The sequence below is a fragment of the Acidovorax sp. LjRoot118 genome (assembly GCF_964253575.1).
Taxonomy (GTDB): Bacteria; Pseudomonadota; Gammaproteobacteria; order Burkholderiales; family Burkholderiaceae_C; genus Acidovorax.
In genome coordinates this window covers 3,042,772-3,058,829 of record NZ_CAXURB020000001.1, presented here as the reverse complement: position 1 = coordinate 3,058,829, position 16,058 = coordinate 3,042,772, and the positions used below count along the sequence as shown (strand labels likewise).

15 protein-coding genes are annotated in these 16,058 nt (G+C 67.5%); 8 read left to right on the top strand and 7 right to left on the bottom strand.

All coding sequences use genetic code 11. From position 1 onward, the window contains the following. Positions 1 to 13: 13 nt before the first annotated feature. From ACSQ9E_RS14470 to ACSQ9E_RS14440, 7 genes are all read left to right on the top strand, one after another. On the top strand, positions 14 to 919 hold the full coding sequence (locus tag ACSQ9E_RS14470; protein WP_436218229.1) for a LysR family transcriptional regulator: 906 nt from the start codon (positions 14 to 16) through the stop codon (positions 917 to 919). Between the two features lie 916 nt (positions 920 to 1,835). Further along, positions 1,836 to 2,243, top strand: a complete 408-nt coding sequence (gene cutA / locus ACSQ9E_RS14465; RefSeq protein WP_436218228.1) for a divalent-cation tolerance protein CutA — start codon at positions 1,836 to 1,838, stop codon at positions 2,241 to 2,243. A gap of 227 nt (positions 2,244 to 2,470) precedes the next feature. Then, positions 2,471 to 3,181, top strand: a complete 711-nt coding sequence (locus ACSQ9E_RS14460) for a response regulator transcription factor (protein ID WP_436220224.1) — start codon at positions 2,471 to 2,473, stop codon at positions 3,179 to 3,181. A gap of 7 nt (positions 3,182 to 3,188) precedes the next feature. Next, the gene (locus ACSQ9E_RS14455; protein ID WP_436218227.1) at positions 3,189 to 5,210 is read left to right on the top strand and encodes an ATP-binding protein; all 2,022 of its coding nucleotides are present in this window, start codon (positions 3,189 to 3,191) and stop codon (positions 5,208 to 5,210) included. Between the two features lie 227 nt (positions 5,211 to 5,437). Beyond that, positions 5,438 to 6,751, top strand: a complete 1,314-nt coding sequence (locus tag ACSQ9E_RS14450; RefSeq protein WP_436218226.1) for a hypothetical protein — start codon at positions 5,438 to 5,440, stop codon at positions 6,749 to 6,751. Between the two features lie 236 nt (positions 6,752 to 6,987). Beyond that, complete coding sequence (locus ACSQ9E_RS14445; protein WP_436218225.1) at positions 6,988 to 8,457, top strand: choice-of-anchor Q domain-containing protein; 1,470 nt, start codon at positions 6,988 to 6,990, stop codon at positions 8,455 to 8,457. Further along, entirely contained in the window at positions 8,406 to 10,223 is a 1,818-nt protein-coding gene (locus ACSQ9E_RS14440) for a fibronectin type III domain-containing protein (RefSeq protein ID WP_436220223.1), read from the top strand. Before ACSQ9E_RS14445 ends, ACSQ9E_RS14440 begins: the two co-directional genes overlap by 52 nt. Positions 10,224 to 10,256: 33 nt before the next feature. Here the strand turns inward: ACSQ9E_RS14440 and ACSQ9E_RS14435 are convergent, their stop codons facing one another. The 3 genes from ACSQ9E_RS14435 to ACSQ9E_RS14425 form a co-directional block, all read right to left on the bottom strand. Then, positions 10,257 to 12,107, bottom strand: a complete 1,851-nt coding sequence (locus tag ACSQ9E_RS14435) for a M48 family metallopeptidase (protein WP_436218224.1) — start codon at positions 12,105 to 12,107, stop codon at positions 10,257 to 10,259. A 254-nt stretch (positions 12,108 to 12,361) separates the two neighbouring features. Beyond that, entirely contained in the window at positions 12,362 to 12,841 is a 480-nt protein-coding gene (locus tag ACSQ9E_RS14430; RefSeq protein WP_436218223.1) for a hypothetical protein, read from the bottom strand. Between the two features lie 59 nt (positions 12,842 to 12,900). Further along, positions 12,901 to 13,155: a hypothetical protein gene (locus ACSQ9E_RS14425; protein WP_436218222.1), complete on the bottom strand. Its 255-nt coding sequence runs from the start codon at positions 13,153 to 13,155 to the stop codon at positions 12,901 to 12,903. A 277-nt stretch (positions 13,156 to 13,432) separates the two neighbouring features. Here ACSQ9E_RS14425 and ACSQ9E_RS14420 point away from each other — a divergent pair, with 277 nt between their 5' ends. Then, positions 13,433 to 13,858: a hypothetical protein gene (locus ACSQ9E_RS14420; RefSeq protein WP_436218221.1), complete on the top strand. Its 426-nt coding sequence runs from the start codon at positions 13,433 to 13,435 to the stop codon at positions 13,856 to 13,858. Here ACSQ9E_RS14420 and ACSQ9E_RS14415 read toward each other — a convergent pair. The 4 genes from ACSQ9E_RS14415 to ACSQ9E_RS14400 form a co-directional block, all read right to left on the bottom strand. Further along, a complete protein-coding gene (locus tag ACSQ9E_RS14415) occupies positions 13,855 to 14,649 on the bottom strand; it encodes a DNA adenine methylase (RefSeq protein WP_436218220.1) in 795 nt (264 codons plus the stop codon). The genes ACSQ9E_RS14420 and ACSQ9E_RS14415 overlap by 4 nt on opposite strands. Then, entirely contained in the window at positions 14,597 to 14,803 is a 207-nt protein-coding gene (locus ACSQ9E_RS14410) for a Com family DNA-binding transcriptional regulator (RefSeq protein WP_082608226.1), read from the bottom strand. Before ACSQ9E_RS14410 ends, ACSQ9E_RS14415 begins: the two co-directional genes overlap by 53 nt. Positions 14,804 to 14,952: 149 nt before the next feature. Continuing rightward, on the bottom strand, positions 14,953 to 15,522 hold the full coding sequence (locus ACSQ9E_RS14405; RefSeq protein ID WP_436218219.1) for a hypothetical protein: 570 nt from the start codon (positions 15,520 to 15,522) through the stop codon (positions 14,953 to 14,955). Next, on the bottom strand, positions 15,522 to 16,049 hold the full coding sequence (locus ACSQ9E_RS14400; RefSeq protein ID WP_436218218.1) for a hypothetical protein: 528 nt from the start codon (positions 16,047 to 16,049) through the stop codon (positions 15,522 to 15,524). The genes ACSQ9E_RS14405 and ACSQ9E_RS14400 overlap by 1 nt, the downstream gene beginning before the upstream one ends. Positions 16,050 to 16,058 lie beyond the last annotated feature (9 nt).

Below are 16,058 nucleotides of genomic sequence, written 5' to 3'. Positions count from 1 at the left end.
CTTAAATAAATCTATGGATCCCCGGCATCTGCTGCAACTGTCCGCCATCCTGGAATGCGGCTCCATCAGCAAGGCCAGCCAGGTGCTGCACCTGACGCAGCCCACGCTCACGCACAACATGCAGGCTCTGGAGTCGCGCGCGGGCGGCCAGCTGTTCGAGCGCAGCCGCTTCGGCGTGCGCAGCACCGCGCTGGGTGAGGTGCTGGCGCGCGAAGGCCGGGCCATCGCGCGCAGCGTGCGCGATGCCGAGGAGGCCTGCGCCCGCCACCGCGGCGGGTTTCGCAACACCATCCGGCTGGGCACGGGGCCGCTGGTGGGGGCCGCGCTGGTGCCAGGCCTGGTGGCCGGGCTGGCCGCCGTGGCCCCGGGCCGCGCCTTCTCGGTGCAGAGCGACCGCCCGCACCTGCTGGTGGACCAGTTGGTGGACGGCCGGCACGAGCTGGTGATCGCCCCCTCGTGGCTGGACAAGCCGCCCGCGGGCATCGAGCGCTTCTTGCTGGTGCACGATACGGTGGGCGTCTTCTGCGGCCAGGCGCACCCGCTGGCGCGCATGGGCGTTCTGGCCGCGGGCGGCGATGTGGACTGGCTGGGCATGGGCACGGCGTCCCCGTTCGATGCGCCCGTGCGCGACATGCTGCGCCAGGCAGGGGTCGAAGCCCGCCATACCGAGGTCACCGTGATGGGCGATGCTCACATGGTGCTGGAGATCCTCTCCAAGGGACGCCACCTGTCGGTGCTGCCGCGCTATCCGCTGGGATTTTTGGCGCCTTTCTACGGCCTGGTCGAACTGGCCCTGCCGGTCGCGGTGGTGCCGCCCCCGCGCGACATCTACCTGTGGTGCCGCAGCGCGTTGCTGGAAGACGCCTCCATGGTGTTGGTCAAGGACTTCATCCTGGCGCAGGCGAGCGGGCGTTCATGAAGGATCATCGCTTCGGGTGATGGTTGGCGTGGTCTCTCGTTGTCTGTTTGGGTTGCGTGCCTGGGTTGAGGGCGGAGGCCGGGATGTGCGCCCGGCGGCGCAGTAACTTTCTCTTGCGTCGCCAAGAGAAAGTCACCAAAGAGAAGGCGACCCCCAGTCTGCGTCCCCCGTACGCCCTGTCGGGCGAACGGGGGCAACCTGCGATGCTCGGACCTGGGGTGGTGCCGCAGAACTCGCTGCGTTCTTCGAACTCCGCTCAAACAGCTGCGGCAAGCCAGATCACGAAGTGCGTGTGTCCTTCGGCACACGCACCCACCCCAGGCCCTGCGCTTCTCGGCGCAGCCAGCAGGGGTGGGGAGCGGGTACCGCACGGCTGCTGCTGCGCAGCTGCGCCGGGTGTCGGTTGCGCGCTGCGCGCTGCCGACGGGCGGCGCAGCCGCCCTGGCGAGCCGAGCGCAGCGAAGGACCGCAGGCCGAGCGAAGCAATGGCCCGAGTGGAGCCCGCTCCCACCCCCTTCTGACCGTGCCGAGAAGCGCAGGGCCTGGGGTGAGCGCGTGCCGAAGGACACGCGCATCGTCATCTGGCTCGCCGAAGCTGTTTGACCGGAGCTGCCTCGCAGAGGCAGCGCAGGGAGTTCTTCGGCGTCACCCCAGGACCGAGCATCGCAGGCTGCCCCACTCGCCCACCGGGCGGGTGGGGACACGGGCAGCAGGGTCGCCTTCTCTTTGGTGACTTTCTCTTGGCGACGCAAGAGAAAGTTACTGCGCCGCCGGGCGCACACCCCGGCCCCCGCCCTCGCCCAAAGCACACAGCAACCATCGCCCAAGGACCAGTACCAGGACCACTGGACCTGCACCCCCCACCTGTGGCAGACTGCCCGACCCAGCTCCATCACAGCCCCTTCGGGAGACCAGCATGATGATGACCCCTCCGAGCACAGCGGCAACGCCAACGGCACCAGCCCTTCGCGAAATCCTCATGGTCACGACCACGGTCGCCACCGAAGCCGAAGCCAAACGCCTCGCCCACGCGGTGCTGCACGCCCGCCTGGCCGCCTGCGTGCAGGTGGAACCCATCACCGCCTACTTCCACTGGGAAGGCGCCCTGGAAGAATGCCGCGAACTTCGCGTGGCCTGCAAGACCGCCGCCAGCGCCATGCCCGCGCTGATGGCCCTGCTGCGCAAACAGCACCCCTACACACTGCCCCAGTTGGTGGTGCAGCCGGTGCAGGCCTCGGCCGAATACGGCTGCTGGGTCGATGAGCAACTGATACAGCAACAGCAGCAACAGCCCGCCCGCCAGCCTGCGATGGCAATGGCCTGAGTCAAGGGCGGCGCGCGCACCGCCGCAAGCGCGTGCAGCGTTGCACTCTTGGCGCGGGCAGGGAGGTCTAACCGCCCTGCAACGTTGTTTCTAGTGCAATTGAATGAGGTACAAGCGGGCCGCACCTCGTCATAATCCGCCGCGTGGCTCCATTCAGTAATTCCTCCACGGGCGTCCTTGAGGCGCCTGCGCCCCCTGCTGGCCATGGCCAGGGGGAGGGCCACCGCATCCGCGTGGGCGTGGTGGAAGACGAGCCCGAAGAACGCGAAGCCTTTGCCGAACACATCACGGCCCAGCCCGACATGGAGCTGGTGCTGGTGGCCACCAACCGCGCCGAGGCGCTCGCGCTGCTGCCCCTGCACGCGGTGGACGTGCTGCTGGTGGACCTGGGCCTGCCCGATGGCTCGGGCCTGGACGTGATCGTCGCCGCGCGTGCCCGGTGGCCGGACTGCAACGTGCTGGTCAGCACCATCTTCGGCGACGAGGCGCATGTGCTGCCCTCCATCGAGGCGGGTGCCACGGGCTACCTGCTCAAGGACAGCAGTGCGCCAGGCCTGGTCGACGAGATCCGCAGCGTGCATGCCGGGGGCAGCCCCATCAGCCCCATGGTGGCGCGCAAGATCCTGGCGCGGGCGATGGTGCTGCCGCTGCCGCCCTCGCTGGCGGCACAGGCGGCCCCGGCGGCCGATGCCAAGGCGGGCGCGCAGGCACTGGGCGAGCCCCGCCTGCCATCGCATGAGGTGGCCCTGTCGGTGCGCGAGCGCGCCGTGCTGCAGCTGGTGAGCAAGGGCTTCAACACCGAAGAGGCGGCCGCCACGCTCGGTGTCTCCACCTCCACCGTGCGCACCTTCGTGCGGCGCATCTACGCCAAGCTGCAGGTCCGCTCGCGGGCCGGCGCCATCGACGTTGCGCGCCGCCATGGCCTTCTGGCCGACTGACACACGGATGCGCCGGCCGTCCTCTCGCCGGCATTCGCCTTCACCCTCCCTGCGCTGGCTGGTGCTGCTGTGGCTGGCTTCGGCCGCACTCGTGGCCATGGCGGTGGCGGGCGCGCAGGCACAACAGCCGGCCACCCAAGAGGGCGCTGGCGCCAGCCACCTCAGGCAGGCAGGCTTCTGGCCCGAGCCTGCGGGTGCCGGCTGGCAGGCCCCCGCCGCGCCGCCGCCCGAGGTGCTCCACGGCAGCGTGCCCTGGGAGGACGTGGCCTTGCCCCACAGCCGCCCGCGCAGCATGGCCGAATCGAGCGACACGGCAACCGCGCTGCCCCAGGTGGTGTGGTACCGGCTGCAGGTGCCTGCCGGCGCTGCGCCGGCCGACGGCACCTTCCTGTACCTGCCGCGCTGGCAGACCATCGGCGGCATCGCCGTGTATGCCGATGGCCAGCTGGTACACCGCTCGCGCGGCAGCCGGGTGTGGAACAGTTTCAACCGGCCCCTGTGGGTGCCGCTGGCCGACGCGCAGGGGGCGCCCGCACCGGCCACGGTGCTGGTGCGCATGGCCAGCCAGCAGGGAGTGGGTGGGGCCATTTCCACCGCCTGGGTGGGCGGCGAGGGCGAGCTGCTGTGGCGCTACCAGGTGCGCAGCTGGCTGCAGGCCGACTTCACCGCCATGGCGGCGGGCGCCTTCGTGGTCATCGGCATCTTTGCCTTTGCCGTGTGGTGCGTGCGCCGCAGCGAGGTGATGTACGTGCTGTTCTTCGCCACGTCGGTAGCCAACGCGCTGCGCATGGTGCAGTTCACCATGGGCGACGTGCCGCTGCCGATTTCCGACGACTGGTTCGGCTGGCTCACGGCCAATTCCCTGGGCTGGTCGCTGGTGTGCGTGTTCCTGTTCACCGTGCGGGTGCATGGGCTGCGCATGCCGCGGGTGGAGCGCACCATCATCGCCCTCGTCACCGCCGTTTCGGTGGTCACGCTGCCGTGGCTGCCGCTCAAGGTGGAGACCGTGCTGCCCGCCATCTACCTGTGCATCGTCGGCGTCACGCTGATCGTGGCGGCCTCGGGCATGTGGGCGTCGTGGGTCAACCGCTCGCCCTGGGCCATGGTGCTCAGCCTGTGGGTCTCGCTCACGGTGCCCGCATCCATCTACGACACGCTGATGGCCAGCTACCGCGTGTCCATCGAAGGGCTGTACCTGGGCCCCTACGCCTCCATCGGCGTGTTCGCGATCTTCCTGGTCATCGTGTTCCTGCGCTACACCGGCGCGCTGCGCGAGGTCGAGACGCTGAACGCGGGGCTGGAAAGCCGCCTGGCCGAGCGCGAGGCCCAACTGGCCGCCACCTACGCGCAAGTGAACCAGCTGGAGCGCCAGCGCGCACTGGATGCCGAGCGCCAGCGCATGATGCAGGACATGCACGATGGCATCGGCTCGTCGCTGATCAGCGCGCTGCGCATGGCCGAAGGCGGGCGCCTGCACGAGGGCGACATGGCGCGCGTGCTCAAGGAGTGCATCGATGACCTCAAGCTCTCCATCGATTCGCTGGACCACAGCGGCGCCGACCTGCTCAGCCTGCTGGCCGCGCTGCGCTTTCGGCTGGGGCCGCGCCTGCAGGCCGCAGGCCTCACGCTGCGCTGGGGTGTGCAGGATGTGCCCGCGCTGGAATGGCTCGACCCCAAGAGCGCCCTGCACGTGCTGCGCATCCTGCAGGAGGTGCTGACCAACATCATCAAGCACAGCGGTGCGCAGTCCATCGGCATCTCCACCACCTCGGACGCCACGGGCGTGCAGGTGCTGGTGCGTGACGATGGCCAGCCCTTCAGCTCACCGTCCGCCACCCCGCCGCCGGGCAGTACCGTACCGGGCCGGGGCAAAGGGCTGGGCAACGTGCGCTCGCGCGTGCAGGCCATCGGTGCGCAGTGCACATGGACTGCCGGCAGCGGTGCGCAGGACGGGGCTGGCGCAGGCAATGTCTTTTGCCTGTCGCTGCCCCTGCAGCAGCCTTCTCGCCAGGTGCCTGGCCCCGCGTAGTCCCGCAGCCCAAAGCCGCACTCCGCTTGCGGATCCACACCGCAGCGGCGGTGCCTGCGGAGCCCCCAAAAAAAGCGGCAAATGTCATCTAGTTGGGGGACATACAAGCGCGTGCGAAAGGCCTAGCATCGCGGCTGCATTACCCAATAGCTCTTATTTCTATAGCTGCGTAAAAAGGCGTGGCGGGCGATGCGCTGCCTGTTCAATTTCAATTGGGGATATTCGCCATGACACACCACCGTTCAATTGCCGCCGCCGCCGGCACCACCTTCACCGCCCGCCGCACCGTCGCCGCCATGGGCTGCATGCTGCTGCTCACCGCCGGTGCAACGGCCCACGCCGCCGTGTGCCGCGTCAGCAGCACCGGCACCGACGCCGGCGACGGCCGCACCTGGGCCGCAGCCACCTTGCTGCAGTCGGCCCTGGCTAAGCCCGCGTGCAGCGAAATCTGGATCCAGCAGGGCACCTACAAGCCCACCGAGGGCGCAGACCGCTCCATCGCATTCGCCATCAACCGCCCCGTCAAGCTCTATGGCGGCTTTGCCGGCACCGAGACCGCGCTGGCCCAGCGTAGCGCCGACAGCCGCCTCACCGTGCTTTCGGGCGACATCGGCACGCCGGTGGTCAGCGCCGACAACAGCCACCATGTGGTGGTCATCGGCGGCCTGGGCGCAGGCGCCAGGGCTGCATCGGTGGCCAGCATCTACCAGCCCGCCGACACGGTGATCGACGGCCTGAGCATCGTGCACGGCCGGGCCGACGGCGCCAGCCACGCCAGCGGCGGCGGCCTGTACTGCAATGGCGCGGGCCAGGGCAGCGTGTGCAGCCCCAGCATCGCCAACGTCAGCTTCCGCGGCAACTGGGCGCGCGACGACGGCGGCGCTGTCTACTCGCTCGGCGCGGCCGGCGGTGCCAGCAGCCCCGGCATCTCGCAGTCCACCTTCATCGGCAACGCGGTGGACGGCTACGGCGGTGCCATCGCCAGCGTGGGCCAGGGCGGCACCAGCAGCCCCGCCATCGCACAGTCCACCTTCATCGGCAACGCGTCGGGCCGCTACGGCGGCGCCATCGCCAGCCACGGCAACGCCGGCACCAGCAGCCCGCGCATCACGCAGTCCACCTTCAGCAGCAACTGGGCCGGCGACTTCGGCGGTGCCCTGGCCAGCGTGTCCAGCGGCAGCAGCGGTGTGAGCCGCCCCTTGCTCAGCCAGTCCACGCTGATCGGCAATGCGTCCGACGGCTACGGCGGCGCGCTGTCCTCGCTCAACTTCGCGGGCGGCGGCAGCCAGGTCGAAGTGGTGTCCTCGGTCATCTGGGGCAACACCTCCGTGCATGGCGTGCAACTGGACACCACCTACAGCGGCAAGACCAGCGTGCAGGCCAGCATCCTGCAAGGCGGCTGCGCGGCCGGCCCCGACTGCGTGGGCGTGATCAACGCCGACCCCACGCCCGGCAGCACCCTGGCCGGATACGGCAACAGCGGTGGCAACGGCAACCAGGCCCTGCTTCTGCTGCGGCGCGCGCAGGCTTCTCTGCCTTGAAGCCAGTCTCTGCGGGTCCGGTTACGGTGTCACCAGCAGGCCCTCGGCCACGCGTGAAGCCTGTGCCCGGGCCCTCAAAAAAACCGCATTTGTCATCTAATTAGACGACATACAAAACGGATTGAAGGGCCTAGCATGCCTGCTGTATTGCATCGCACGCGCTGGCTTCGACGACCGTACCGCTTGGCACAGGCGCTGTCTGCAATCGTTTTGCTTTCACCAGACGCCTGTTGCCCATGACCACATCCCTCGCCTGTGCTTGTCCCCTGAACCCATCAGCGCGCCTAAGCCGCAGCATGCGCGCGCTGGGGTTGCTGGCGTTGGTGATGTCTGCTGCGGGCGCTGCCAATGCAGCGATATGCCGGGTGTCACCTGCTGGCACGGGCGACGGCAGCACCTGGGCCGCCGCTGCGCCGTTGCAGTCCGCGCTGGCGGATGCCAACTGCGACGAGATCTGGGCCAGCCAGGGCACCTACCTGCCTACCCTTACGGTGGATCGCAGCATCAGTTTTGCGATCAATCGCCCGCTGAAGCTTTATGGAGGATTTGCGGGGGGTGAAACCTCACTGTCGCAGCGCAGCAGCGACAACCGGCTGACAGTGCTGTCGGGCGATATTGGTGTTGCTGGGGACAACACGGACATCAGCCGCCACGTCGTGGTCATCGGTGCCGCAGGCAACGGAGTCCATCAACGAAGCGATACGGTGGTAGACGGGCTGAGCATTGTCGACGGAAACGTTTTCTCAATCGGCCAGTATTCCGAGTCCCAAGGTGGCGGTCTTCTTTGCAGTGCTGTTGGTAGCGGCAGGGTATGCAGCCCGACCCTGTCCAATGTGCTGTTCAGCGGCAATTCGTCCGTTCACTCTGGTGGGGCGCTGGCAAGCATGGCCGGCTCCGGCGGGGTGAGCAGTCCTCTCATCCGGCAATCCACATTCACGGGCAACACGGCCATCAACGGAGGTGGGGCCGTGTTTGTCTGGGCGGGGTCGGCAAGCACCGCCAATCCAGAAATTGCGCAGTCGTCGTTTGACGCAAATGCCGTATCAGGGCCGGCCAGCTTTGGCGGCGCCGTCTTTCTGCTGGGCAATTTGGGACACGCGGCAACGCTCATTTCGCAGTCCACATTCAATGGCAACTCAGCGACAACAGGGTCCGCCAAGGGCGGCGCCATTGCAAGCTATTCGGACGGTGGAGGAACCAGTGTCGTCACCATGACCCAATCCACCTTGGTGGGTAACTCTGCCACTTCCGGAGGGGCGGTGCACATCACCAGCAGTACCTTCGACGTGAAGTCTTCCATTGTGTGGGGCAATACTGCGGCGACCGGTTCGCAGTTCTTTGTCAACGGAGGGAGCATCTCGGTGGACGGCGGCATTGTGGAGGGAAGCTGCCCGGCCGGCGTGACTTGCACCGGCGCTCAAAACCTGGACCCGCAGTTGGGCGTTCTGGCATTCAACGCAGGCTCCACCAAGACGATGATGCCCGGCCTTGGCAGCCCGGCGTTGAGCGTGGCGGGCTCATGCAGCGCGTCGGCCGTGGACCAGCGCGGCGCGCCGCGCCCCACCAGCGGCAGCTGCGACGTGGGCGCGGTGCAGCGGCAACTTGTCGCACCGGCTTCGCCCACCAGCTTCGTGCCGCGGCGGGCAACTCCGCGCTGGCCCTTTCCTGGTCGCCCGGTGGGGGCGGCTGGCCCCACTATGAGGTGACCGACACCACGGGTGGTGGGTCCACCGCCGTCTGTTCCACCACCGCAACCACCTGCACCGTGCCCGGCCTGCTCAACGGCACGGCTTACACCTTCAGCCTGGTCGCGCGCAACGAAGTCGGAACCAGCGGTCCGGCAACGGCAAGCGGTACCCCCATGACCCTGCCGGACGCGCCGACCGCTACCGCCGCAACGGCAGGCAATGCACAGGCCACTGTGACCTGGACAGCCCCGGCCAGCGATGGCGGCAGCCCGATCCTCAGCTACACCGTCAGCGGAATCCCTGGCGGTACCTGCACGGTGGCCGCAGCCGCGCCCCGCACTTGCACCATCACAACCCTGACCAACGGCACACCCTACACCTTCACCGTGAGGGCGACGAACGCCGTGGGCGACAGCCTGCCATCGCTTGCCAGTGCGCCTGTCACGCCCACCGCACCGGTGGTCGTCGCCCCGCCCGCCGAAGACCCCGGACCGACCTCGACGACCATCAACACCCCCGGCAGCACCACCACCATCACCAACCCATCCCTGCCCGTTGTGGTGGGCCCGGGCGCGGGCGGCGGCACCATCGTGCTGCCCGGCACGGGCACCACGCCCACCACACTGCAGGTCATCGTCAACGGCCAGCCGCTTACCGTTCAGGCGCTGCCGGGCACGCAGCTGCGCATTGCCGAGGTCAATGGGCAAAGCGTGCTGGTGCTGGTGGTGTTGGAGGGCTGGGCCTCCATGGCCTCCAGCGCCGTGGGGCAGCCCATGGTGCTGGCCGGGCCGGTGCTGCTCAGTTCGGGCAGTGCAGGCACCACCGTCGAAGCGCAGCCGCTGGCCGTGGCGGTGCAGGTGGGCTCGCTCACCGCCCCCACAGGCAGCTTGCCCGCCGTGGGCAGCATGGGCCTGCAGGCTGGCGAGCGCCTGCAGGTCAACGACCAGGGGGCTGTGGTCGCGATCACCCTGGGCTCGCTCAAGGGCGATGCCCAGCAGCCGGGCGACCCCATGGCGTTTGCCAACCTGCCGGCATCCATCTCGGTGGACAACAAGGCCTTTGCACGATTGAACGGCGCCCTGGCCCGCCTGTCGGGCGGCAACATGGCCCAGGGGCTGGAGGTGGCGCCCTCGGGCGTGTTGCTCGTGCGCGATGGCGGCCAGGTCTTCCAGCTGCTGCCCACCCAGCCCATCACCATCGACGCGCGCCTGCCCGACGGCATGGCCTTCACCCCGCTGGGCCTGCTGCGCTGGGTGCGCAGCGGCGTTGTCGTGCAGTTCGCCCCCGCCGTGGCCGACCTCGCTGGCCTTGCGGGTGCCGTGACAGCGGCCTTGCCCGATGCCACGTTGAAGCTCGGCCCCGAAGGCGTGCTGCAGCTGCGTACCGGCGGGCAGACCTATGTGCTGCGGCCGGACTGGACGGGCAGCGGAACGGCCCCAGGCACGCCGCAGATCGGTGTGGACGAGCAGGGCCGCATCTACCTGCAGACAGGGCAGGGCGCACGGCAGTGGCTGCTGCCCGCGCTGCTCAACGCCACCCAGGCCAGCAGCATTTTCACCACGGCGCTGCCGGGTGCGGTGTTGTCGGTGCAGGCGGGCAGCAACACGGGCGCGCTCACCCTGACCCTGGCCGGCCAGGCATGGCGCCTGGTGCCGCAGTGGGTGCTGCCCAGCGGCAGCGCGGCCCAGGTGCCGCCGCAGGCGGGGCCGTGGTGGATGGGTTCGGATGGCCTGCTGTACCTGAAGCTGGGCACGCAGGTGCAGGGCGTGCGGGTCTCGGATTGAGGAGGGCCACCCGCCCGGCATGGCGGGCCGGGCTCAGGCTTCCTGCTGCTGCGCCCGCATGATCTGGTGGCGTTGCCAGTAGTGGCCAACCTTGGCGTTGAAGGCGTCCTTCTCCTTCTTCAGGCCGCCGAGCTTGATCTTGCTGGTCTTGGCGCCGATCATCGCTTTTTCGGGGTGGGTGACGATCAGGGCGTTGCCCCAGGTGCTCTCCTTGAATTCCAGCGCCTTGATGGCGTCCCAGGCCACGGTCACGCCATCGGCCGAGGTGGCGATGCCTTCGATGCTCACCGTCACTGTGTCGCTGCCCTTCAATGCGAACTGCACCGGCGGAAAATACTGCAGCACCAGCGCACGCTCTTCGTCGTTGGCGGGCTCGTAGCGGTAGGCCAGGCTGCGCTCGTGCTCTGCTGCGAAGGCCTGCTCGTACGCGCCCCACATGCGCTGCTCGATGGCATCGGCCGTGAGGATCTGCTGCGCCCAGGTGGCGGCCGGCACGCGCACGACGATGGCGCCATAGTCGCTCTCGGCCAGCGCCACGCCCACGGAGCGCATGCGCTCGGGCATGGCGGGGTGCGAGTCGAACGGGTGGGGCACGTTGGCCGTCCTCATCTCCGAGAGGAAATCGGCCGATGCGGCATAGGGTGGCAGCCCCTGGGCCACATAGCTGGCAATGCCCAGCGCGGCGGCGTCGTGCTTGCGGTTCTGGCCGAAGAGCTCGCTCTCGATCTTGGAGCGGTACTGCGCATAGGCGGCGATCTTCACCAGTGATTGCGCAATCGCATCGGGCGAGACCAGCTGGGCGGCAGTGCGGTCGGCCTCAAACTCGCGTGCGCGGCTTTCGCGCGCCAGCGCCACCTCGAAAATGGTGCGGTACAGGTCGATCAGGGGCAGGAACACGGCCGTGAGGCCGCCCTCGCGCATGGCGTGGCGGTAGTGGTCGTACTGGCTGATCTTGGGGCCCAGCAGCGCACTGCTCTGGGTATCGCCGCCGCGCAAGTGCGCCAGCTCGTGGCCCAGCACGGCATCGGCTTCTGCCTGGTCGAGCAGGCGCAGCAGGGGAATGCTGACGAACAGCGTGCGCCCGGTGAGCCGCTGGTTGCCCACGGTGAGGGGCGCCTCGGTCACGAAGAAATTGGCGTCGATGCCGGCCACGATGTTGCGCGGCGGCTCGGTCTTCAAACGCTCGGCCATGTGGCGGATGCGCGCCCACAGCAGGGGGGCATCGGCCTCGGTGAGCAACTCGCCATCCACGCCGTTGTTCAGCTGCACCCGCTTGAAGATGCCCACCACCGCCATGAACACCCCGCACGCGACCAGGATCCCTACCAGGATGATGAGCTTGGGCCAGTACTTGTGCATGAAGAACGCCGTCACCCAGAACGACAGCCACACCGCCAGCGCCCCCTGCACCACCAGCGAGATGGCGCTGGCCCAGGTGGTCAGGTGCCAGCCGGTGACGAAGCTGGTGTACTGCAGCCTGCGGTTGACGAAGGCCAGGGCACCGAGGGCCAGCACGGCCACCAGCAGCACCACGCCGGCCACCATACTCCACAGCGACAGCTTGCGCACCAGGTTGAACTGCCACAGCTCGCCATAGGTCTCGCACATGGCCTCGCGGTAGTCCGCTACTTCGGGGTCCTGGTTGGTGCAGATGGTGGACGGCGGGTTGGCGCGGTAGAAGTCTTTCTGCACCTGCTTCTCGGCTGCGGGCATGGCCTTCTCGGCATCGATGCGCTGGCTGATGCGGGCGATGAACCGGGTGTCCTCGTCGCGCTGGGCATACCCTGTGAACAGGTAGGCGGCCAGTGGGATCAACAGCAGCGCGAGCAGCGAATAGGCCAGGTATTTGGCCAGGCCCAGGCGCAGGGCAGAAGAGATTTTCATAGAGTTACGCGATGGGTTGTGTGTGTTTTTTCGGTCCGACCCATGGAGCCCAGGGGCACGCTTGCAGCGCGCCCCTTTTCCTCACTCCATGGCGGGGGATTATCTAGACGCGCACGCGCTGTGGTCGCGCCAACAAGTAACACTTGGAACGGCAGCACCGGTGTGTGAAATTTGGCACGGATGCCGCGAAAAATGAAGGGTGGCCTGCCCGGGCTGCAGCCACCAATGCCGGTCGCCTGGCCGGCTATCGCGAATTACTTCGGGCTTTTCAGCACGACTTCGGCAAAGCAGTAGTAGTGCATGTCGTCGTCTTCCTTCTGCTTGCAGTTGTTCTCGCCCACCTGCAGCCGGCGCGCGGTGGCCGGCAGGGCCTCGAACTGTACCTTCACGATCTTGCGCTTGCCCGGCCGGATGGTGTCCATCCCCCGCGCGCACGACCTGATCCCCGTGACGCCCCGTTGCCTGAGCACCAGTCCGCTGTCCAGGTCCTTGATCGTGAACGCTTCGGGGCGGTGGTTGGGGTGGATGCAAGCCTCACCGATTTCGTCTGTGGTGTTTCCCACCACGATGGTCACCGTGGTGCCCTTGGGCGTGACGGTGATGTCCCGCAGGACGGTGTCGCTGTCCTCGGGCAGCGGCATGTTGAGCTTATAGCTCTGGGCGTGGGCGCTGCCTGCGGCACCCAGGGTGATGGCTGCCAGGACAGCCGAGGCTGCCAGAATTTTGGTGAACACGGTGACTCGTTTCAAGGGAGGGAAGAGGGGGCGCAAGGGGTTCTCGGCGGCAGCGGGCATCACTTCCACTGCCGGCCGTCGCCAGCCGCGCAACCGTAGGGCGGCACGGACTTGGCAAACCGCTCCTGCAGCTGCGCGCAGCCCCAGCGGTTCAGTGGCCCCGGCGCGCGGGAATTGAGTTCGATGCCGATCTCCTCATAGGGCGACTTGGCCTTGCTGACATAGTCGTACCAGCGTTTGCCGACGAAGAGCGTGATGGCCGCAACGCCGATGAGGACCACGAGGAGGGCTTTGAGTGCAGGGGATTTTCTCAAGAAAAGGGCCTGGTTGTTGTTGAAAAGCGCTTGGCAGATGCGATTGTGTTGGCGTTCGTCGGCAGGCCGGCCTTGCGCGGCGTATGCATGCCGCCAGTCGTGAAGCAATGCACAGAATCGGCACATGCCGTGCCCATCAGTGGGTGGTGTCGCAACGCCCTCGGTGAAGCGCGGCGAGAAAACTACGCCCCCCCTGCTGCGATAAATTCATAGTTCCACTCTTTCAGCCAGCGAAAAGAAATTACAGGATTTGCAAGCCACGGTCCAAAATGGCTTCATGCAATTCGATTCCACCTTCGCCTCAACACTCCTCACCATCGCAGCTGGAGCCCTCGGCTACTGCCTGGCTACTTTCTGGCTGAAGCCGATGGTTCTCTATATAGAGCTGCGAAGCAAGGTTCTCTCCGACCTTGTCTATTACGCCAACGTGCAAAGTCCTGAGGGCTTGGTTCCCGATGAGATCAGAAGGGGCGCTGAAGGCCACAACGCCCTCCGACGCCATGCAGGAGAACTTGCCGCGTGCGACGAGCAGCTTCCCGCCTTCTACAAGGGATACCTGCGCCTCAGAGGCAGGTCCTTGAGCCGGTGCTCTGAGTTGCTCATCGGCTTGTCAAACACTGTCGAGTTCGATATGGCTGACAAGAAGCGCAAGGCGATTCTTGACCAACTTGGCGCTGGCGCACATTTGAAGGCCACCCTCTAAAACAGGCCAGCCGGCTCGGCCTGGCGGTCCCAGCTGTAGATGACCAGCTCGCCGCGCTCCACCCGGTTCGCCCCGCCGCCCACGGTGTAGTCGATGCGCAGCTCCTCCATATCGTAGGCGGCGAAGCACTTGCGGATGGCGGGGTGGTCGTTGATGCTGATCACGGCCTTGCCCTTGATTGTCTTGAGCCTGGCTGCCATCAGCTCGTACTGGGCCCAGGGGAACGGCACGCCATAGCCTTCGGTCTCCCAGTACGGGGGATCCAGGTAGAACAGGGTGTGGGGGCGGTCGTAGCGGTCGACGCAGGCGGCCCAGTCGAGCTGCTCGATGTAGACGCCGTTCGCCAAGCGAAGATGGGCGGCTGAGAGGTTCTCCTCGATGCGCAGCAAATTGATGCTGGGGGCGGTGGTGGCGGTACCCCAGGTCTGGCCGGACACGCGGCCGCCAAAGCTCTCCTGCTGGAGGTAGAAGAACCTGGCCGCGCGCTGGACGTCGGTCAGGGTCTCGGGGCGGGTCTCCTGCATCCATTTGAAGATCTGGCGGCTGGAGAGTGCCCACTTGAACTGGCGGACGAACTCCTCGAGGTGGTGGGTGACCACCCGGTACAGGTTGACCAGGTCGCCGTTGACGTCGTTGAGCACCTCGACCTCGGCGGGATGCCTGGTGAAGAACACCGCTGCGCCGCCCGCGAAGACCTCGACGTAGCAGCTGTGGGCGGGAAAGCGGCTGAGCAGCAGCTCAGCCAAGCGGCGTTTGCCGCCGATCCAGGGAATGATGGGGTTGGGGGCCATGAGAGGGTCCGTTTGGCGCTCTGTGGCGCTCGGGTGGGGGGCTCATGGCCCTCAATGTGTTGACAGCCCCGCAGCGGGGGCACTTGATGGTGAGGACGGTGTATTCGCCCTCGCCGAGCTTCTTGCGGCACTCGCCGCACCTTATTTCAGTCATTGCAAGCCGGTTTCTCTGGTTGAAACTTCCGATAGACTCGCCGCACTCTGTACAGGGTGGCGGGTCTTGCCGGGCTTGCAGGTCTACTCTGCGGGTTCGGGGCTCGGGCTGGTGTTAGCGCACCAGCACGGGTCGCCCGTCTTTTTTCTTCAGTAAGCCGCCTCCTCCCCTGCGGCCGCGAGCCACAGCAGCGAGCGGAAATAGCGGTCCTCGGCCGCGACGATCTGGTGCAGGGTGCATGGGTCCACGCGGTGGCCTTCAAGCTGGCCGCCTGCCTCGGTGCACACCTCAGAGCACGTGTCGCGCGAGGCCTTGTGGCGGAAGAGCCAGGCCACGAAGCCCAGGATCAGCTGCCAGTCGTACAGCGCCCCCTCCCGCCGCTTGAAATGCTGGGCGGCCGCCAGCGGATCGCGGCGGTACTTGACTAGGTCCCAATGGGCTGGGTCCAGCTTGATGCGCTTGAAGCGCACGCCCCCTCGGTGGCCAGGCCGGCGCGGCGACGTCGCCGGCAGGCGCTCCCAGGCCACGCTGCTGGCGCACCACAGGGCACCCGAGGCGTCTGGCTCGCAGGTGCCGTCGGGCATCAGGTGGTCCACGCCATCGCCGGGCTCGAACACCACCTCGTTGTGGCTGTAGTCGCCGTCCAGGCGCCAGCGGATCAGGCGGTTGGCGATGCCCTGCATGCCTGGGCGGATGGCTTTGTACGAGGCCAGCAGCATCACGCACCCCCTATGCCCAGCTGGGCGCGTACGGCGGCAACAAAGCCCGCCCAGGTAGCCATGGTCGCGGCCAGGCCGGCTGGCCCCAGCGCAGCCCGGGCTTGTTCCTTGCGCAGCAGGCGCTGCGCGCGGATCAGCTCCTGGGCGCCGCGCCACTGGGCAGCGACGGCCAGGACGTCATCGGCGGCGGCCTGGGCGGTCCAGCCCTTGGCGATGGCCCAGCTCTGGACCATGCCAGGCACAGGCGGCTCGTAGCCGGCATCGGCGAAGGTTTGCGCCTGGCGCTCAGCCATCTCGTACTCCGCCTGGCGCAGACCGATGGCAGAGCCATAGATGGCGTCGACGTCGGCGTCGATGCGCGCCACGGCCGCCGCAATGGCTGCGGGCATGTCCACCAGCTGCAGGTCCCGGTCGGGATCGGCGTAGACCGTCTCCGAGGTTTCCCAGCCGCCCCTGTCGGTGCTGTAAACCACAGGGCCGGTGCCGGTCACAACGGTGCTGCCGTCATTGGTTTGAAGCTGCCACATGATGGCCTC